Raw genomic sequence first — 18,780 nt, 5'->3', positions numbered from 1 at the left:
ATGTTGGCCGCTGAACCTGTGTATCTGCCGTATCGTAACCGTATAGTGACCGGTTTCCAGCCTTCCGGCTTTGCCCCGCGATCGGGTTCGCTTAGCATCGAAGAATGACCGCAAATCGCACCTCCCTGCTGGCCCTCGTGGCCGCCGCGGGAGTACTGTCGATTCTCACCGGTTGTGCCACAATCGGTGCCGCGCTCCCGGGCTCGCGGGCCCAGGCCAACCCCACGCCTACCGTCTCGGATGCGATCCCCGAGGGTGTGGCCCGGGTGACCGGCTATGCGGTGGGCGAGGTGCCCGCGATCCCGATTCTGCGCCTGCCCGACCTCACGTTTCAGGACGAGAGCTATGGTGGGCTTGGTGTGAGCCTCTCCCGCGAGCTGGGCTCGCTGGACGGCGCCGATCTGCGCCCCGCGCAATGTGATTCCGGTGTGCCCGTGGCCCGCCGCGGGGGCGACCTCCTCTACGGCGGTTCCGCCACACCCACCCCCGCCGCACGCGAGGCGGGCTTTATTCTGAACGGCATCCCCGCGGTGCTGGACTCCGATGGCAGCGGCTCCTATCAGTCCCGCTCGCTGGAGCTGTGGAGCGACGGCGAGGGCGCCGGCAGCTGGAACGATCCGCAAAACGGCACCGAAATCTGGGTCTCCGGGGACGGCGCCGGCACCAGCCAGATCGGCCCCGTGGAGATTAACGTTTATGGAAACGGCGCGGGGGACTACCGTAATTCCGAGACCGGCGTGGAGATTAACAACTACGGCCACGGCGCGGGGGACTACCGCGATAGTGCCGCCGAAATCACCGTGATCAACTACGGCGATGGCACGGGAACGGTGAACGGCATCGAGGTGCCGATGGAGCCGCTGGCCCCCGTGGTGGCGGTGGGCAAGTTCCCGGCGCTGGACACGCTGCGTCCCGTGGACTCCTGCGGCTCGCTGCTCTCGCTGAGCGATGAACTGCTCTTTGACGTGGACGCGGTGGACCTGCGGGATGGCGCCAATGCCGTGCTCGCGCGCATCGCCACCGAGCTGGCCGCCCGGGATATCCCCAGTGCCGAGGTGATCGGCCATAGCGATGCCGGGGTGGCCGAGGGCGATGCGCTCTCCGCCCAGCGCGCCCAGGCGGTTGCCCAGCGGCTCACCGAGCTGGGTGCCCCGACGCAGCTGAGCGCCGCGGGGCGTGGTTCCCGCGATCCCGTGGTGTCCTTTTCCAATCCGCTCGCGGCCGATCCGGCCTGTCGCGCGCTGAACCAGCGCGTGGAAATCCTGATCCCGCAGCCCGTCGCGGAGAGCGTCACGGTGGATGCCGCCCCCTCGGTTGGCGGGTGACCACGATCCGGAGACGGCGGGTCCTGCCGCTTAAACGTTTTTTGCTGGTGCCGCTGGGCGGGGCCGTGATCCTGGGTGTCACCCTGTATTTGCCCGCCGGCTCCCCGGCGTTTTTACCACTCACGGGCCTGCTTGCCGCCTGGTGGCTGATCGGCGCCGTGATCTGCGGGGGTGTGCCGCTGGCCCTGGGCGCCCCGGGCTTCCGGGCCCCGCTGCGGGTGCCGCGCCCGGTGGGGACCGAATCCTTTGGTGATCGCGCGCGGCCCGGTGTGCTGCGCACCCTGCTGTCCGAGTCGCGGGGGACACGGCTGCTGCGGCATGTGGGCGAGCCGCTCTGTGCTGCGGCGCTGCTCGCGGGGATCTTTGCGCTGGGCGCGCTTTTTGCCTCCCATGTTCCGGTGCTGCGCGCGGCGATCGCGCAGGTCACCGCGCATGTGGGGGCGGGGCCGCTCTGGGTGGTGGCACTCGCGGCCTGCGCCGCGGGCATCGCCGAGGAGGCCTATTTTCGGGGCAGCGTTTATACCGCGTGTGCCGGGCGGTCGCCGATCCTGCTCAGTACGCTGCTCTATGCCCTGATAACGGCCGCTTCGGGCAACCTGTTGCTCGTGCTTGCGGCGCTGCTTCTCGGGGCCGTGGCGGCGCTGCTGCGGGCGCGTTCGGGGGCGATCTGGGCCCCAATGATTCTGCACGCCGCGTGGTCGCTCGCGATGCTGTGGGTGCTTCCCCTCGCGCTCGGCTAGGCCGCCGCGAGGGGAAGCGCGCCGGGGCTAGCCCAGCAGGGCTGCCTCTACCTCGTCGAGGAAGGCCATATGGGCGCTCGGGGAACCAAAGAGCATCTGCAGGTCGTGGGCGTGTACAGCCTTATTCTGCACAAACGGCAGCGCCTCCCACAGGGAGTTGCCGGCGAGTTCCGCAAACGGGTCCTCCTTTTTGACCAGGCCCTGCGGGGTCATCGTGGTGAAGGCAAAATCGATGCCCGAGAGCTGGTCGACCTCTTCGAGGCTCAGCGTGGTGCCCTCCTGGCCCTCGGCAAGGGGCTCGATGCGCAGGCCCAGATCGGCAAAGACCAGGCAGGGCACGCCATAGCAGCTCACGTTAATCTCATCGCCCATCGGCGAGACGGGGGAGACCACGGGGTCGATGCCGCGCTCGGTGAGCTGCGCGCGGATCTCGGCCACGCGCGCGTCATAGGTATCCACCCAGGCCTGATATTCCTTTTCGCGGTCCAGCGCCACGGCGATCTTCTTAAACGGGATGCGCCAGTCGGTCCCGGCAAAGGCGTCGATGCTATAGGTGGGGGCGATCTCGGGCAGGCGCTTAACCACGTCCTCCTCATAGCCGATGCCGTTCAGGATGAAATCGGGATCGGCCTGGAGGACCTCCTCGAAGTTATATTCGGGGAAATTGGTGAACGTGGTGACGTTTTTGATCGCGTCCTGATCAAAGAAGCTCGGGAAGGTCTCGTAGCCGTTCACGCCGCGGATCGGCTGACGGTCGGCCAGGGGGATGCCCAGCGTGATCAGGATGTCCACATCGGTGGTATAAAAACCCACGGCGTGCTGCGGGTTAACGGGCAGGCTGACCGTGCCAAAATCGCTGGCCACCTCGTGCATCGGGGCCTCGGACTGGGCGTCGGCGGGGGCGGCCGAGCAGCCGGAGAGGATCAGGGCGCCGGCGGCGAGGGAGGACAGGGTGGCGGCGAGCTTGAGGGAAAGGGTCGTCATGATTCTCTCTGAACGGAGGGGGAAGTATTAGGTATACCTATCCTAAGGTTGTCCGGCTTGCTCGATCCGCCGTTTTATATCGCTAACCGGCCAGGCTATGTGGCTCGGCAGACGGCGTGTACTGGCCGGGGGTATGGCCCATGATTTTGCGGAACGCCTGCACAAACGCACTCGGGGTGCGATAGCCCACCCGGCGCGAGACGGTATTCACGGCCTCTCCCGAGGCCAGGAGCGCAACCGCGACTCGCATTCGGGCGTGCAGGCGCCACTGCTCAAACGTGAGTCCGGTCTCGCGCTGGAAGAGGCGCGAGAGATTGCGGGCGCTGCCGCCCACGCGCTGACCCCAGGCCTCGAGGGAGCGCATGTCGTCGGGATGCGCGATCAGGTGTCGGCAGATCGCCGCGAGGCGCTCATCGCGGGGGAGGGGGAGTGTGATGGCCTGGGTGGCCACGGGCTCCAGCAGGCGCGCGAGCAGCAGCTCGGACTGGCGGCGCAGATCCGGCTCCATATCGTTTTCGTGGCCGTGCAGGATCAGCGCGCGAATCAGCGGCGTGAGGCCCACCGCGGTGGTGCGCCCGGCGAGTCCCGGATGCACGGGAAGGGCCACATGGGTGCAATAAAACCCGGTGCGTCCGGCGGCGCGCACGGCATGCTCAACCCCCGCGGGGATCCACAGCCCCATCATCGCGGGAACCGCAAAGAGCCCCTCGGCCGTTTCCACCGCGAGTGAACCCTCGTTGCCCCAGAGCAGCTCCTGGCTGGCATGGGTATGCGGCGACCACTGGGTATTATCGGCCACGTCGAAGCGGATCGTGAGCACCCCAAACGGCGCATCCTCCCCGGCGGGGGTGGCGGCGGTGGGGGAGGGATCGGGGGAAATCACGGGCTTCTCCGAACGGGGTGGGGGCGAGGGGGCTCGCAGGAATAGTATCGCGAGCGGGGAGGCCCGGATATCCGCGGGGCGGTGGCGCGGCCCGGGAATTCTTGGGGAGGGAGCGCGCCCGGGCCCGCCGTGCGCTCCCGTGTGGGGCGTGAGGGGCGGCGGAATCCGCGTGCCACCCTGGTGTGGGTTATCCGCGGGGAGTAATCTGGCCCGGGAGCCCCCGCGGGGGTGGATCCCCGCGGCCGTCCCGAATGCGGGGCGTCCCTAATCGAGAGTGAGCGTGCGCGCGTGAGTGCGATTCCCCGAGTGGATGTGACCGGCGAGGAACTCGTGGAGTGGGCCGCCGAATTGGCGCAGGCGGGGCAGCGGCGCATCCTGGGTATCACCGGTTCGCCGGGAGTGGGCAAGTCCACGGTGGCCGCGGAGCTGGTCGCGGCGCTCGGCGATCGTGCCGCGCTCGTGGGCATGGACGGTTTTCATCTTTCCGGGCGTGTGCTCAACGATCTGGGGCGGGCCGATCGTAAGGGCGCGCCGGATACGTTTGATGCGCGCGGCTATCTGGCGCTGCTGGATCGGCTGCGCCTGGCGCGGGAGACCGTCTATGTGCCGGCATTTGATCGCGGGCTGGAGGAGTCCATTGCCGCGGCCGAGGGGATTTCTCCGGAGGTGCCGTTGATTATCACCGAGGGCAATTATCTGCTGTTGGAGAGCCCGGACTGGGTGGACGTGCGCGGCCGGCTCGACGAGGTGTGGTTTTTGCGGGTTCCCGAGGAGCTGCGCCGCACCCGGCTGATCGCCCGGCATGAGCGTTATGGGCGCAGCCCAGAGGAGGCCGCGGCCTGGGCCCTGGGCAGCGATGAGCGCAATGCGCGCGCCGTGGAGGAGTCCCGGCATCGCGCGGATCTGATCATCACGCCCCGCGTGCATTCCGGAGTATGACAAAAAATTATTTTGCGCCCCGGGCAAAAGATACGATCGGGGCAGGCAGAGTGACGCTTATGTCACGGGAACTAAGGGAGCAGCATGCTGGTTGATCGGGATATCGAGTGGGTGCGCGAGTATCGCGGATCCAGTACGGCACCGGGGGACCTCGCGGAGTTTTGGCGCGGGACCCTCGAGGAGGCCGCGGCGGCCGCGTGGGAGCCCCGGTTCACGCCGGTGCCCACCGCGCTCACGCTCATCGATATCTATGACGTGAGTTTTGCGGGTTTCGCGGGCAGCGAGGTGCGCGGCTGGCTGCGGGTGCCCGCCGGCACCGATCTGAACGGCGCCGCGAGCCTGCCGGGTGTGGTCACCTATGTGGGTTATGGGGGAGGCCGCGGCGAACCCGAGGATAATCTGCTCTGGGTCGCGGCGGGCTTTGCCCACCTGCAGATGGATACCCGCGGGCAGGGTGCCAAGTGGAGCCGCGGCGATACCGAGGATGTGGGTACCGCCGGCCCGGGTGTCCCCGGCATGATGACGCGGGGCATCCGGTCACGCGAGGATTATTATTATCGCCGCCTGATCACCGATGCGGTGCGCGCGGTGGATACCGCCCGCGCGATCCCCGTGATCGATAATGAGCGCCTGTCGGTGCACGGTCACAGCCAGGGCGGCGGGCTTGCGCTCGCCGTGGCCTCGCTGCGCTCGGACCTCGCGGCCGTGGTGGCGCTGGAGCCGTTTCTTTCCGATTTTCCGCGGGCGGTGCGCATCACCGATTCCGCCCCGTATCGGGAGATCACGGACTATCTGGCGATCCATCGCGGCGAGGCCGAGTCCGTGCATCATGTGCTGAGCTATTTTGACGTGACCAACCTGGTGCCCGCGGCCACTGCCCCGGCCCTGATCACGGTGGCCCTGATGGACGCGATCTGCCCGCCCTCCACGGTTTATGCCGCGCATAATGCCTATGGCGGCCCGCGCCGCATCATCGAGTGGGAGTATAACTCCCACGAGGGTGGCCAAACCGATGCCGCCCGCGAGGCCATCGCGTTTATCCTCGCCACCCTGAAACCCTGATTTCCCGCGGCTTTTCGCCCCTCCGCCACCGCGACACGCGAAGGCGAACCCTCGTTTGTACATTTGCCCCAAAACCGCGCTAATATAAACGAGTTGCCAGCAACGGTAACGGGCTGTGGCGCAGCTTGGTAGCGCACTTGACTGGGGGTCAAGGGGTCGCAGGTTCAAATCCTGTCAGCCCGACCACAAACCCTCCGAAATCCGCAAGAACATGCGGATTTCGGAGGGTTATTTTTTATCTAAAACCTCGACAGACAGCAGATAGCCAACGTGACCGTGTGCTGTGGACTACCATCGCCAGAACTCGATAGCGGAGCCTGCGCCGTGCCCCGGGTGGGCTCTGCGCTTCGCGACGAACTGGGTGTCGATCGTCGCCTGGGAATCCAACGGAATTCGTGACGTCACTAGACTGCCGGTAATCGTCGCAGGGGTGCAGTTGGCGAATAGTCGCTGCTGGCCGGCCACATGGTTAAGGTTGAGTCGTGCGCCCAGCCTCACAGCGCTGTACGACGCCGATGCGCCCACACGGTACTCAGGTGCGCCCACACGGTACTCCGGTGCACCCGCGGCACGCTTCCCGACGATTGGATAGCTACCAGTGCCCAGAGCCTTAGAACTGGTGCCATCGGTAAACGACGCATTCGACAGCACAACGTTGCCCCTCAACACGGTCGGCGACACGGCCACCGTGAGGGTGCCATTGAACTGATCGTCCATGCTTATTGACACATCCACAGACGGGTTCATCGTATGATTCGCATTCGCTTGGGCGCCCATTGTTGCGAGGTTCCCCAACACAGTTGCCCGATTCGCCACGGGGACGCGGCCGATGTACCAAGCATCACCATTCATCCCATGCGAATGATAGGTAACCGGGTCGGCCTCTGCCCAGACGTACATCTGCACCGCAGCAGTAACATCCCGATCCGAAGAATCACCCCACCTCGCCAACACATAATTCAACTTCGCCAACGTCGTCCGAGATAGCTGCTGTCCCGTATAGCTGACAAGAGCAGCCACCGTCGTGGGACCAGTCGTCACACCCCACGGCGCAGCCGCACCCGCATCAATGCATTACACCTGACGCGCATCGGACTCAGCGATGAACGCACCGACCATACCAGTCGTATTCAGATCCCCGTGACCCGGCCCAAGCGAAGCAGCACTAGCTGCAGTAGACGACCCCACCACAACACAACTGAGAAGCACCGCACCCGCCGCGAGGAGAGCGCCGAGGCGGCTGAGCCGATCACGCCACGAGCTTCGGCGTGAAGTTTCGGGCGGCACCCCCGGGTTTTGCGTTGGAGGGGCTGTTGATGTTCGTATTCCGTACCTCTGTTCCCACCTGCTACCGAAGTGAGCTGGTGAATCTGCGTGGACGCCACCACCACAGCAGTGGCCGCCAGCAGACAGGTACGCGCCTGAGGCCTTCGCTCGGAGCTATTCAGCCTCGCCTGCGTGGCGCGTGGTCCTAACAATCGGAGCACCCGCCGAGCGGAACACACGAGCCGTGCCACTTGCAGCGGATGAGGGGGCCTCTCTCGTTCATCTGACCGTTGATGCGATCCGCAACGTTCGCACCCAGGTGGTTGGCATTGATTCGATCCACTTCTTCATCGCAAGACCGGTATGCTGCGCCTTCTTGCTCGGAACAGCCATAGCCACGCTGCCGCCCATCACGACATACGAGTACGACACCTCGACCGCCCTATACGTACCTGCGGCAACATTCACGAGTAGACTGATAATCATGGTTGAGTTTGAATGCTCAGTTCCGCAGCCTGCGGGTGTCGATGTGTATGTGATCACCTACGACGAAGATGACAACGAGAGACGATTGCTCCCATCCGAGGTCACCGACGAGATCTTGGATCGGTCACGAAGCTTCGGCATAGACAAGGAAACAGGGATCATCTCGCGGATCAAGCATGGCCCGCTGGTCGCAGCCGAGTCCGAGCTTGGACTCGCCAACGTCGGCAGTCTTGGCAGAGCCATCAATGACAACTACTACGGCACGCTACTTATTGTGGACCAGACAAGTCCTCCCGTCAACGAGGACGTCTGGGACATTGATGAGCGTTACGACATCGACGTCAGAGATGGAGCCATTGTTGCGCTAGTGACGCATCGTTACCCAGACCAGCCGGAGCAGACGCCGCAGGAGATCGCTGATGGGCTCGCGCGCCTTGCGGCTGCCTACGAGTGCTGCATAGCGGGGGTAGAGTTCCTGCTTCCGGGCGGCGACAAGCCAGAGAGCTGGCTCGCTCAGTGGGATGGTGATGATGAATGGTCTGAGCGCTTCCGACAGAAGGTCGTCGAGACGCTGGCCGTGACTGCGCACGACGTAGTTATCCATGTAGCTACCGACCCCGCGAACACCATGGCGACCCTCATGGAAGGTGCCGCCGCGATTGCAGACTTCCTAAAAGCAACGCAGAATGGACCGCTCGATGCAGCCGACGTTCTAAACCTTCTGCGCGGTAAGCACTTCAAGGCTCTTATCGGGGAGGCAGAGTCAAACTACCTCGAGGTCAAGACTCAGATGCACCCGATCTCTGCCCCCGGCGAGGCCGGTAAACGCGCAAAGGTGGAACTCGCACAAGACATTGCGCGGTTTGCTAACGGAGATGTCGATGCAATCCTCATCATTGGTTACAAGGAAGCGTCAGGCGGAGGAAATAAGATCGGGAGCCTTACGCCCGTTGTGGATACCATGTTCAACATTCCGCAGATTCAAGATCTGCTAGACGCACGGATTGTGCCACCCGTCGATGGCCTGGTAATCGAGAAGTTCCCGGTAACCGAGACCGAGAGCGTACTTGCAATCTTTGTCCCCAAGCAACCCGACGAGATGCAACCATACCTCGTACACGGCGTGGTAGCTGAAGGCAAGATTGAGGGCGCATTTTTCAGTATTGTCCGTCGTCGCGGAGAGGGATCCATCACCACGTCTCCGCAGCAGATACATGCGTACATCGTTGCTGGGAAGCGGTATCTCCGGGGCCGCGACTAGAGGACGTGATACTGCAAAGCGTCGGTATTCGCTGGCTCGCGCATGGCAGAGAGGCTAGGTTCCGGCTGGCGAACTTGGGCTTGTCAGGTCTGCGGGTAGGCCCCCAATTTTGGAGCCGGTGGTAGCCCAACGGCTAACGCATGAATTATGAGTGGACGACGATCAAAGGCAGCGCGGCTGACGCCCTTGGCGGAACAGCCCGCGCGTATCATCGCGACGGCTGATCGAATGCTTGCCCTTGATTTGTCCTCCATGCCGGCCGCGTACGATTCTTAGTTCATCATTGGATGGATGCGAGCGGCCTACGACCAGTCCCGAGTGATCGCGACGCTGGCTGCGCAGGGGCTCGGCCATGCTGCAGCCCCGAATCGACGTGCGTTCGTGGAGATCGCATTCAGGCTTCTCCGGATCCGAACGCTCGACGTGGAGGCGCGCGGCCCGGTACTCGAAACGTTCGTGGCGAGAGAAAAGAACCTCACGACGGTTTTCTTTGACACCAGGAAGGAAATGGGTTAGAATCACGATCCAGGAAAGAAATGGGTTAGAACCACGATATAGACCTCAGCGCGATGGAGAACGTCGTAGCAGAAATGATGGCCGACAAAGAACGCAAGCAGTAGGTGAAAGCCGTCACAGACGCAGCGAAGGCCGCACCCATCACGCTGGGTTTGTATACGGCCTGGCGCGAGGAAACGTAGTACACGCATGCGACGGGTCATCTAGCCGTTGCCTACGCCCCAAAAACAGAGGCCGACCGCGTCCGCTGCGATGAGCCGCCAGCGCAGCACGGCGACCTCAACACGCATCACATGATTACGCTGCTGGTCGGAACCCTAACTGCTGAGCTTCTAAAGGACGCCGGACTGCCGCAGAAAGCTGTGGAGCCGATTCTATTCACAGCCTGGGACGCCCTCTGAACTCGAGCTTCGGCACTGTCGCCATCATGCGGCGGAACGGTTGAAAATGCCAGAGATGATCAAGTTGGGAGGCCTGATTCCTTGTGGAACTATTTGCTCGATAACGTTGAGACAAACGCTCCTGAGGCCTCGATACGTAGTTCGTGTGACTTGAACCACTGGAATGCATCGCCAACGACAGATTGCCAATTCTGCGCAAGATCACCGCTTGGTACCACGATGTTCGCGACTAGAAGACGAACGGTGGCTGCGGCGACCTGGCTGACCAGGAACGTCTCCTCTCCAGCGGGGAAGTCGTCACTTGCGTCGTAGTGCTTAATCTGGCGGTAGTTGTTGGCGACGGCGCGTGCAATGCCGACGTTTGAGTCGGCAACGTCACTCCAATCGACATCCAGCGAAGACAGGCAGCGGTAAACATAAGTGGCCATGGTTTCAGGGTGTCGACCCGTCTTGTACGTGGCTTCTTCACCGTCTTTCCGGCCGAGGATCTGGCCCGCCGCTTCCAGGCACATTGAGAGGCTGATCACCCGATCTTCGAGCATCGCTCGCTCACGGCCAAAGATCGCGGCTGCTGGATGGATGACGCGCTTCCAAATCTCGAATTCTGAGCCCCAGCGGGCGAGCCCTTCACTGCCAATCGATGCGAGACGACCGACGCACTTCTGGAAGGTCGCATTCTCCACCGGCGGGCGCGAGCGTTCCCGGAAAGTGCGCGATGCGTATAGCGACCGGCCTGACCGAGAGTAGACGTGCCCATCGCCGGTGCGTGGGTAGTACCTCTCGTCTTGGATCTCGTGGCGTCGAAATGGGATGTCCGCGCCGTAGAGGATCACGAGCAGTCTGCGGATCTTCTCATGCTCGTGCATGTGGTCATCGACAGGCCTTGGCGAAGTGAACGTGCTTTGCAGGACGGCCCATTCGTTGACATGGAACCCCGGCTGGCTGTTGTCGGTTTGCCATGTTGAGGTGAGGCGCATCTCGGCATCACCTTGCGTCCAGGTGACGTCTTCGGTGGTTTCTACCACGGCCTCAAGGTGCTCCACAAAGCCATGTTCGTCGGTGATGCTCTTATATGTTGCCGCGGTGAACGCTGTCCAGTGCTGGAGCGCGTCCATGTGTGATTGGAGGCCCGTCACGGCGAGGCCGTTTTGTGCGTGTGTCGACTGGTCCCCGCCGACGAGATGATGAGCAGACAAGGTCCCCAGGCTGACGTTCCCGTTCTCTCGATAGCCTGCCCAACGGATCCCAGAGAGCGTGAACTGGTGCCCTGCTGACACAAAGACGAGGCATGTTGGTGTCATCTGATGGACGAACCATCCGCGGATTACATCGAAGCGTTCGTCAGCACCGAAATGCAGGTACGGCACTGTGAGACGTGCGCCCTGGTAATCAAAAGTGAGCGTGGCGGGTGCAGCTTCTGATCCACCGCCACCTCCAAAGATCATGCCGAGATGCGTGGCCTGTGTATCTAGCGGATCGTCAGCCACGAGAATTCTCCTCGTATGCGGGTGACGTTCGGGGCGCAGCTCTTTTTGGGGCGTATCACGGTTCCATCCGCTCAAGTCCTATTTCGGCGACAGCCCGGTTGCAGTTGCTTATGCGAGATTTTGGAATCCCTGTGGCGGTCATGCGGCTTTTTCCCGTTGCCCAAGATCGAGCTGGTACACGGTTACAAGGAGAGACGCCATAAGCATGACGGCGACGACGCAGTTGCGTTCGTTGACCTGGTCCTCGCCGAGCCGGTGTGAGACGACATGCCGGGTCAGATGAGAAGGGCGGGGCTTGCCAGACTGCGGGTTCCAGTCATCGTAAAAGAGCACGAGAGGAGCACGAGTCGCTTGCTCCAGCAGCATCGGGTATGGCGTATCCATCTTTAGAAGATGATGTTTCACAACCCGCTGCCGGTCACTGACCCATCGCAAGGACTCCACGATGCTGTGGGTAACTTGAACCGCTGAGATAGCCCCGACCTTCCAGAGACCCATTCGGCAGGCCTCGAGCGCCTCACGAGCAATCGGAAGCACAGGCTCCAGCACTGGATCGCTGAGGTCGTCGACCCAACGTGAGCAGTCCTCGAGGATTTCCGCTCGGCGGAGAACCAGCACCTCGGAGCGCTGATTCCCGGGCGAAGCGGCGAGTAGTGCGTTGAGCACGTCGGCGCGCGGCACCCAGGCCGCAGGGATACCGTCTTGGTTGACCAGTTCCATGAGCGTAGGTAGTTTTTCATCTATGTCATCCGGCCAGTTATCCGGAACTTGCTGCCGTCGGCTGACCGCGTCCCAATCGATTGAACGCAGCATCTCTGTGATCGGCCGCATCAGCGACGTCAAGTCGACTTGCGGTTGAATCGCAGCAAACCAGTCCTTCGTGATCCCACCGAGAACGTGCGAATAGTCGGGCATGCTCGCAAACAGCGACTGTTGGGCAGCCAAAATCTCGGAGATCGCTGTCTTCGGCATGATCGCCTGGAGGCTGAGTTCGGAGAGTGCGCTGGTGATGTTGAGCGCAGGCACTAGGGCATCGATCTTCGGTAGCACGCCTTGCGCATTCGCGATCGAGGCCAGCACATTCGCATCGATCTGGGGCATCACTGATGCGAAGTCGAATGCCGGAATGAGCGCGGAGACATCGACCTTCGGCATGACGGCCGTGTATGCGTCCAAGATCGACTGCGCGCTCCTGGTAAGGACCACCGGATCATTCACGATACTTCTCGGCGCCAGCTCGTTTCCATCATCATCTGGAACGATGACGATCTTCGTCGAACTCATCTGAAACCTCCATGCTTCGTAGCGACCGCTGGATCGGGTGTCGCCATGAAGTGCGGTCTACAGGGTCACAACTCAATTTGACCACCAGCGTCCGACATCGAATAGCCGACACGCAGGATCCACCTCGATAGGCGTGGGGCTGCCAGAAGGACGGCGTGAGCGGTTCAGCGTTTGTTACCACTGTTGCCCCGGAAGGAAAAGTTGCCATGAGAGAGAGTTTCGACAGGCACGTCACCGATCTGGCGGCCAAGTGAGGGAGCCCATCTCGGGGCGAGCGCGCCTACTCGAAGCAACAGCTCGTTTACGAAGAGCCCGTCGAGGTGGACGCGGCCGTCGGGAGGGCGCGCCGCAGGCGGGAACTCCTGTGGGGAGTAGGACTGTCGCCGCGTACCTGATTGGAGCGGAGCCTGCGGGTGGCCCTTACGTAAACCCCACGTAAACCCCCTCCGAACGTGCGGAGATCTAACGAGAGCCGGGACCAAAACGGGACCAGAACCATGCAAACCATGCAATTCATGACGTGAAATGGGGCCTTCTGAGGGGCAGAGATGCCCGGAAAATCAAGGAATTAGGTCTTCAAGGATACTTGGGGGTCAAGGGGCCGCAGGTTCAAATCCTGTCAGCCCGACTAGAGAGAAATACCCGATCAGAAATTATTTTTAAGAGGTCGAAAGATCGGTGTTCGTGCCGGTCTTGTACCCAAAACTGTACCCCCTGAACCCCTTGACTCGACATGGTCAAGGAGTTCAGCCGTTTCTAGCTGCTCATCCCGCCTCCCGAAGGTGGGTTATCGGCCAAAAAGAGTGGATAGCTCGGGTAGGTCATCCTCGTCCTTCCCATCCACTGCGTGGCCAGAGGCCTTCATGTGCGCTGAGTGCCGTGTCGTAGAGGGCGGGCAAGTCGACGTCGTCTGATTCATTCATCTGAGCCGTGTCCGGTGCTGAGGCCTTCGCGGGCAGTGCGTATTTCCAGGCTTCGTCGAAGCCGAGCACGCGATTACTACGCGCGGCGAGAGCGAACGGACGTGGGAGGAATTCGCTGCGTTCACCGTCAACGTATTAGCACCAGAGTGGACCCTGTTTGAGAAGCTTGCCGCCGTGCATGACGCGGCAAGCCGAGCCGACAGGGACGCACTCCTCAAGCACGGCCGTCACTTCTACGACATCCACTGTCTCCTCAAGGACAAACAATTAACAGACGCACTTGAGGCTCTTGGCCGCGAAGGGATCAAAGCGCTGGTCGATGATATCGATAGCCAAAGCGCCGCCGCCGACTTCTCCTATACACCGCGGCCTATCGAAGGCTACGCGCACAGTCCTGCCTTTGATCGCGAACATACAACGCGTGACACGATCGAAACGGGCTATGAGGCAGCCCAAGCGCTTATTTATGGAGAGCTCGTCCCAATTGATGTGGTCATTAACACCGTGAACCATCGACGTGAGTTGCTGTGATAACACATGCTGGGTGCCTTCGTGCGATAATTGCGCTTGGCCTCTGGTGTCCGCGGCGATGGAAAGCCCGCTCTTCATACTGATCCCCAACCTCTGGAACCCCACCGTCCGCCAATATTCGAGGTGTTGACGACGTTGTTGCGGGACCGGAGTGATGAAAGGGCCACGTTGCTTGAATGTAAGGAAATTGATTGGGAGCCCGATAGGATCGGAGTACCGATCAAAGTTGCCGGCATGCTGCCTAGATGGAGGAGAGCATGACCGGAGAGTGGAACGGCCGCGAGTGGCAGGACTACTGTGTCTTGCTCCTCCAAAAACGGTACGCGATGCTAAACGCGCACAGTCTTCAGCTCGTCCCTGATCGCCATCAGGGGGATTTAGGAATCGAAGCATTCGCGCATGACGGTATCGCGTATCAGTGTTATGCCGCAGAAGAGCCACTCTCGGTGAACGAACGCTACGAGAAGCAGCGCGGTAAGCTCACGGCTGACCTCGGAAAACTGCTCTCCAACCAAGCACTTCTCGCGACGATGCTGGGTTCGATCAGCATCCATCGCTATGTTTTTATCGTGCACAGGCACGATTCCCGGAAACTAATTGCGCATGCGGCCACGAAGGCAGCCGAGGTCCGGGGTTGGGGCCTATCCTTCATCAGCGATGAATTCTCTATCGTTGTCGAAACTGCAGACGATTATGCTGTTGAACGCACCGCGATCCATGCCATTCCTGCTCCTCTCATCCAGACACCTGTGATTGCGGGTGGAGTTAAGGACGAGTGGAGTGCGCAGAATCAAGATCTTCGTTCAACCGCTCGGCGTAAACTCAGCAAGGTGACGAGCTCATCGTCCAAGCGGGAGAGAGTGCTTGAATCTCTCACAAGCCAGTACCTACAAGGAGAGAACACGCTCGACAGGCTCCGCGCCGTTGTCCCGGAAGTCCATCGCGGAATCCTCTCGACTAAGGCGCATCGAGAAGATCTTCTCGTGCTTGAGTATCTAACGGGTCAGGACACGTCTCAGGCTAAGCTTGCCGAGATTGCCAAAGATTTTTCTGTACTACTCCGCGAGGACTATCCGGTGCTGACCGAGCAGATCGCTACAACGCTCGCATGGTCGGCGGTTGCTGATTGGCTAATGAGATGCCCACTCGACTTCTAGGACTTCAATGAACAGCGATATCGAGAGCCTCATCCAGTTCTTTGATGAAATACCCGCCTCCCCACGCTTCACCCGACGCGCCGTGAACATACCAGGTGACTTTCGGACCGCGTGGAGACTTTCAGTACTCACTATGCTTCTCGCACGTGGCCGCGCGAACGCTCTTGCAATTGATCACCTGCACGTTCTTTGGTGGGCTATCCGCACACCTAAAACTCGCGAGCTATTCCTTCGATGGTTACAGGGAGACAAAGGCCCGGACGAGTTGCTGGTGCGGTTTGACCCCTCGCTCACGGTCACGGTCGATCTAGCGATTGGTGAAGGCCTTGTGGCGAAGGAAACCAGCGCCAATATTCGTTTGACAGCCGCAGGCGAGGCACTTGCTGCCGAAGCGGAATCGGACGAAAACGTTCTTCGAGTTGAGAAAACTTTCCTTGAATCGCTACCTCGACGCATAACCCAACGCCAGATTCGAAAACTCCTGGAGTGGACATGAACCCGAAAATAAGACTGCGCGCGCTCAACCTGCACGCCGAAACTCACGTGGGGCAAGTGGGTCGAGTGATCCGATTTGAAGACGGGCTTAACTTACTCCGTGCCGACAACACGGCAGGTAAATCGACAGCTCTGCAGGCGATCGTCTATGCACTTGGACTCGAAGGAATGCTTAGTCCGAGCCAGAGAATTCCACTCGCCCACGCGATGACTGACAGCGTCGCTATCAACGGCGTGGAGGGTCGAATCATCGAGTCAGGCGTTGAACTTGAGCTGGAAAACGGGAGTGGTGAGATCATCACGGTCGCACGATCCGTCGTCAGCCTGAAACGTGATCGGCACCTGATTACCGTCCGTGACGGTGGTGGCTTAACACAAGGGCAAACTGGCGACGTCGCCGACTACTTCGTCCGCCGCAAGGGGGCAGCACAAAACTTGGCGGGCTTTCACCGTTTCCTTGCCGAGTTCCTCGGTCTTGATCTCCCGCGTGTTACGCGCATGGACGGAACCGAGGGGCCGCTGTACCTGGAGACACTGTTTCCCTATTTCTTCGTTGAGCAGAAGCACGGGTGGAGCGGAATTCAGGCCAGGATTCCCACGTATTTGGGAATCCGTGACGTCGGGAAACGGTCCGCCGAGTTCATCCTTGGTCTTGACGTATTCGAACGTACGCTCCAGCGTCAACGCATCCGCTCCAACATGAGCGAGCTCGAAGCCGAATGGCGGACAGCTTCCAGCCAGCTATCTGAATCTGCAAAAATCAGCCGTGTCGTGATTGAAAGTCTTCCTGTCCGTGTCCAGCAAGGGGTAGGGGATGATGACATCAGGCCGGTGGTTGCTGTAGGAACTCATTGGCACCCCATCGGAGTCGCGGTGCAGGCCATGCAGGCTGAGTTGTCTAAGCTTGTCAGTTCTCCGGTGCCGACGGCGGGTGCAGCTGCCGTAGGCGTGGAGGACGACCTTGTGCATCTTGACCATGCATTGCGGAGCTCCTTAGCGGTCGCTGTGTCGCTCGCAGAAGAACGCGGGGAGCTGGAACGGTACCAGTCTCAGGTCTCCCTCAGGCTCGAGGCATTGCGGGAGGACCTGCAGCGTCACAAAGACGCTCAAGTCCTCGAGAGATTCGGCTCAGAGCATGCACGTGCTCTGCTTACGGACCACATATGCCCAACCTGTCATCAGCATCTGGAGGACGGTGCCGATATCTCGTCGCATGCTATGACAACAGAAGAGAGCATCGACTTCATCCAGAAGCAGATCTCGACTTTTGAAAGCATGCAGAACGACCACGCGCGAGTCATTCGTGCGCTCGCGATTCGTCAGGAGAGCCTGGGTATTCAGGTTCACGATTATCGTGATGGCATTAGGGCAGCGAAGGAGACATTGAGCGCGGCAAACTCGGCACCCTCAGTCGCCGAGATTTCGAGACGGTTGACCCTTGAAAACCGCATTGCGGAGCTCGAGTCCAGATCGACGGAACTCAGCGTTTCACGAGAGAATCTGCGAGGGATCAGTGAGCGATGGGCGGAGCAACGAAGTCTACTTGCGATGGTTGAGCGCGACGACCTGTCCGAGTCAGACGTCGCAAAGTTGGCTCAAGTTCAGTCGATTCTCCAGCAACAACTCCACGAGTATGGATTTGAATCTCTTGATCCCCAAGACGTAGAAATCGACAAGACCACCTATCGTCCCGTGCACGAAGGATTCGACCTCGGGTTTGATCTTTCCGCGAGCGATATGATCCGCGTCATCTGGGCCTATCTGTTCTCGATACTGAGAGTAGGTCAGACAGACGGCGGAAACCATCTAGGGCTGCTTGTCTTCGATGAGCCCCGGCAGCAGGAGACCGCTCATTCCAGCTACAGCGCGCTGCTTGCGCAAGCGTCATCGGCTGGCCTCGGGGGAGCCCAGGTTCTCTTCGCTACAAGCGAGCCGCTCACAAGCCTTGAAGAGATGCTTCAGGGGCACAGCTACAATTTGATCAGCCTAGCGGCGGGCGAAAAGCTACTACAGCCGATCGTTCCACTTGAAGAATCGCTGTAGCCCTACCGGGATCGACTGTAAACCACTGGGTGCCTACAGTTGAGGCTATGACGGCGTCGCTCACCAGGGGCTACCCAAACATTTGATATGTGCCGGTGGTAAGCGTTCGAATCTCTCGGGTTAGGTCCTGTCACGCACCAGAAACGGCTCTAGCAGAGCGCGTCTAGCGGCAAAATTTCTACGGATACGGTGGAACGAGGCAACGAGCCTCGCCTATGTCGCAGCGTCACGTTGCATTGATTGAGTGAGATTTGATCAAGGCTTTACTGTCGCGCGACATTGGGGCGAGCCAACTGCGTCGGGGGACCAAAAGGGGACCAGAACCATGCAAACCATGCAATGCATGACGTTATTTGAACCGTTCTGCGCACCTCTGCGCCCCGGAAAATCAACGATCTTGGCTATTAGGGCTACCTGGGGGTCAAGGGGTCGCAGGTTCAAATCCTGTCAGCCCGACCACAAACCCTCCGAAATCCGCAAGAAAATGCGGATTTCGGAGGGTTTTTTCGTCTGAAACCGCGCCAGACAACAGATCGACAACATGGCAATTCTCACTCGGCTTCGGACAACGCCTTTTCTCGAGCATTATCAAATGCGGCGGTGACCTCATCAAGCCGATTCGGCCATAAATGCCCATACGTGTTCCCTCGAGGTGATTGAGGTTGCGAAGCTGTGTTGAAGGCGTGGTAACGGTGATCGTCATGCCGTCGTCGAGCGTAACTCCAACGTCGATGACCCAGCGGGCGGTGACTCAGGCTCTCCGCGTTTAACGGTACAGGCAACTACTGGCATTTTTGAGCCCATTTAGGGCTTCGGTGGTGAGCGCTCAGGAGGGCGCTACCGCTTGAGGGAAGCTGATAGGGCCAAATGCGAATCCCATACCCGATCCGGCGCGACCATATTTAGCCGAATCATCAGGTGGGTCGTCAGGACAGGTCAGTCGCGCTGAGCGTTCATGATTCGCGCGTCGCCTATTATCCACTGCTCTGTCCCCGAT

At 60.7% G+C, this 18,780-nt stretch carries 16 protein-coding genes and 1 tRNA gene; 11 read left to right on the top strand and 6 right to left on the bottom strand.

Features of this window, described 5'->3' with window-relative positions:
* The first annotated feature begins 104 nt into the window (after positions 1-104).
* Together KXZ72_RS04555 and KXZ72_RS04550 are read left to right on the top strand one after the other, a co-directional pair.
* Positions 105-1,325: an OmpA family protein gene (locus KXZ72_RS04555; RefSeq protein WP_226082552.1), complete on the top strand. Its 1,221-nt coding sequence runs from the start codon at positions 105-107 to the stop codon at positions 1,323-1,325.
* Positions 1,322-2,065, top strand: coding sequence for a CPBP family glutamic-type intramembrane protease (locus KXZ72_RS04550; protein ID WP_226082551.1), 744 nt, complete (start codon positions 1,322-1,324; stop codon positions 2,063-2,065). Before KXZ72_RS04555 ends, KXZ72_RS04550 begins: the two co-directional genes overlap by 4 nt.
* A 27-nt stretch (positions 2,066-2,092) precedes the next feature.
* On the opposite strand, the gene KXZ72_RS04545 is transcribed toward KXZ72_RS04550, so the two are convergent.
* The gene (locus KXZ72_RS04545) at positions 2,093-3,049 is read right to left on the bottom strand and encodes an ABC transporter substrate-binding protein (protein WP_226082550.1); all 957 of its coding nucleotides are present in this window, start codon (positions 3,047-3,049) and stop codon (positions 2,093-2,095) included.
* Positions 3,050-3,131: 82 nt separating this feature from the next.
* A complete protein-coding gene (locus KXZ72_RS04540; protein ID WP_226082549.1) occupies positions 3,132-3,932 on the bottom strand; it encodes a helix-turn-helix transcriptional regulator in 801 nt (266 codons plus the stop codon).
* Positions 3,933-4,220: 288 nt separating this feature from the next.
* Here KXZ72_RS04540 and KXZ72_RS04535 point away from each other — a divergent pair, with 288 nt between their 5' ends.
* The 3 genes from KXZ72_RS04535 to KXZ72_RS04525 all read left to right on the top strand — a co-directional run bounded on the left by KXZ72_RS04535 (position 4,221) and on the right by KXZ72_RS04525 (position 6,119).
* Positions 4,221-4,871 (top strand): nucleoside/nucleotide kinase family protein, encoded by a 651-nt coding sequence (locus tag KXZ72_RS04535; RefSeq protein WP_226082548.1) that lies wholly within the window; start codon positions 4,221-4,223, stop codon positions 4,869-4,871.
* An 84-nt stretch (positions 4,872-4,955) separates the two neighbouring features.
* On the top strand, positions 4,956-5,933 hold the full coding sequence (locus tag KXZ72_RS04530) for an acetylxylan esterase (protein ID WP_226082547.1): 978 nt from the start codon (positions 4,956-4,958) through the stop codon (positions 5,931-5,933).
* 109 nt (positions 5,934-6,042) lie between these two features.
* A tRNA-Pro gene (locus KXZ72_RS04525) sits at positions 6,043-6,119 on the top strand.
* Positions 6,120-6,221: 102 nt separating this feature from the next.
* On the opposite strand, the gene KXZ72_RS04520 is transcribed toward KXZ72_RS04525, so the two are convergent.
* Entirely contained in the window at positions 6,222-6,650 is a 429-nt protein-coding gene (locus tag KXZ72_RS04520) for a hypothetical protein (protein WP_226082546.1), read from the bottom strand.
* 793 nt (positions 6,651-7,443) lie between these two features.
* Between KXZ72_RS04520 and KXZ72_RS04515 the strand changes: the two genes are divergently transcribed.
* Together KXZ72_RS04515 and KXZ72_RS04510 are read left to right on the top strand one after the other, a co-directional pair.
* Entirely contained in the window at positions 7,444-8,946 is a 1,503-nt protein-coding gene (locus tag KXZ72_RS04515; RefSeq protein WP_264159459.1) for an SAVED domain-containing protein, read from the top strand.
* 318 nt (positions 8,947-9,264) lie between these two features.
* On the top strand, positions 9,265-9,462 hold the full coding sequence (locus tag KXZ72_RS04510) for a hypothetical protein (RefSeq protein WP_226082544.1): 198 nt from the start codon (positions 9,265-9,267) through the stop codon (positions 9,460-9,462).
* A gap of 490 nt (positions 9,463-9,952) precedes the next feature.
* On the opposite strand, the gene KXZ72_RS04505 is transcribed toward KXZ72_RS04510, so the two are convergent.
* A complete protein-coding gene (locus KXZ72_RS04505; RefSeq protein WP_226082543.1) occupies positions 9,953-11,350 on the bottom strand; it encodes an ApeA N-terminal domain 1-containing protein in 1,398 nt (465 codons plus the stop codon).
* A gap of 138 nt (positions 11,351-11,488) precedes the next feature.
* Positions 11,489-12,634, bottom strand: coding sequence for a hypothetical protein (locus tag KXZ72_RS04500; protein WP_226082542.1), 1,146 nt, complete (start codon positions 12,632-12,634; stop codon positions 11,489-11,491).
* Positions 12,635-13,629: 995 nt separating this feature from the next.
* Here KXZ72_RS04500 and KXZ72_RS04495 point away from each other — a divergent pair.
* The 4 genes from KXZ72_RS04495 (at position 13,630) to KXZ72_RS04480 (ending at position 17,783) form a co-directional block, all read left to right on the top strand.
* Entirely contained in the window at positions 13,630-14,088 is a 459-nt protein-coding gene (locus KXZ72_RS04495; protein ID WP_226083432.1) for a nucleotidyl transferase AbiEii/AbiGii toxin family protein, read from the top strand.
* Between the two features lie 245 nt (positions 14,089-14,333).
* A complete protein-coding gene (locus KXZ72_RS04490; protein WP_226082541.1) occupies positions 14,334-15,245 on the top strand; it encodes a hypothetical protein in 912 nt (303 codons plus the stop codon).
* A 7-nt stretch (positions 15,246-15,252) separates the two neighbouring features.
* The gene (locus tag KXZ72_RS04485) at positions 15,253-15,741 is read left to right on the top strand and encodes a hypothetical protein (RefSeq protein WP_226082540.1); all 489 of its coding nucleotides are present in this window, start codon (positions 15,253-15,255) and stop codon (positions 15,739-15,741) included.
* Entirely contained in the window at positions 15,738-17,783 is a 2,046-nt protein-coding gene (locus KXZ72_RS04480; RefSeq protein ID WP_226083430.1) for an ATP-binding protein, read from the top strand. Before KXZ72_RS04485 ends, KXZ72_RS04480 begins: the two co-directional genes overlap by 4 nt.
* A 421-nt stretch (positions 17,784-18,204) precedes the next feature.
* Here KXZ72_RS04480 and KXZ72_RS04475 read toward each other — a convergent pair whose 3' ends face one another.
* On the bottom strand, positions 18,205-18,486 hold the full coding sequence (locus KXZ72_RS04475; protein WP_226082539.1) for a hypothetical protein: 282 nt from the start codon (positions 18,484-18,486) through the stop codon (positions 18,205-18,207).
* Positions 18,487-18,780 lie beyond the last annotated feature (294 nt).

The sequence above is a fragment of the Mycetocola spongiae genome (assembly GCF_020424085.1).
In the GTDB taxonomy this organism is placed as follows: domain Bacteria; phylum Actinomycetota; class Actinomycetes; order Actinomycetales; family Microbacteriaceae; genus Mycetocola; species Mycetocola spongiae.
The sequence above is the reverse complement of the archived record's forward strand: the minus strand, read 5'-3'. Positions and strand labels throughout refer to the sequence as shown.

Bases quoted from the DNA above. Each gene is read 5' to 3' on its own strand.
- KXZ72_RS04480 (WP_226083430.1), top strand. From the start codon at position 15,738: ATGAACCCGAAAATAAGACTGCGCGCGCTCAACCTGCACGCCGAAACT.
- KXZ72_RS04530 (WP_226082547.1), top strand. From the start codon at position 4,956: ATGCTGGTTGATCGGGATATCGAGTGGGTGCGCGAGTATCGCGGATCC.
- KXZ72_RS04490 (WP_226082541.1), top strand. From the start codon at position 14,334: ATGGAGGAGAGCATGACCGGAGAGTGGAACGGCCGCGAGTGGCAGGAC.
- KXZ72_RS04485 (WP_226082540.1), top strand. From the start codon at position 15,253: ATGAACAGCGATATCGAGAGCCTCATCCAGTTCTTTGATGAAATACCC.
- KXZ72_RS04545 (WP_226082550.1), bottom strand. From the start codon at position 3,049: ATGACGACCCTTTCCCTCAAGCTCGCCGCCACCCTGTCCTCCCTCGCC.
- KXZ72_RS04520 (WP_226082546.1), bottom strand. From the start codon at position 6,650: ATGGACGATCAGTTCAATGGCACCCTCACGGTGGCCGTGTCGCCGACC.
- KXZ72_RS04500 (WP_226082542.1), bottom strand. From the start codon at position 12,634: ATGAGTTCGACGAAGATCGTCATCGTTCCAGATGATGATGGAAACGAG.
- KXZ72_RS04555 (WP_226082552.1), top strand. From the start codon at position 105: ATGACCGCAAATCGCACCTCCCTGCTGGCCCTCGTGGCCGCCGCGGGA.
- KXZ72_RS04475 (WP_226082539.1), bottom strand. From the start codon at position 18,486: ATGACGATCACCGTTACCACGCCTTCAACACAGCTTCGCAACCTCAAT.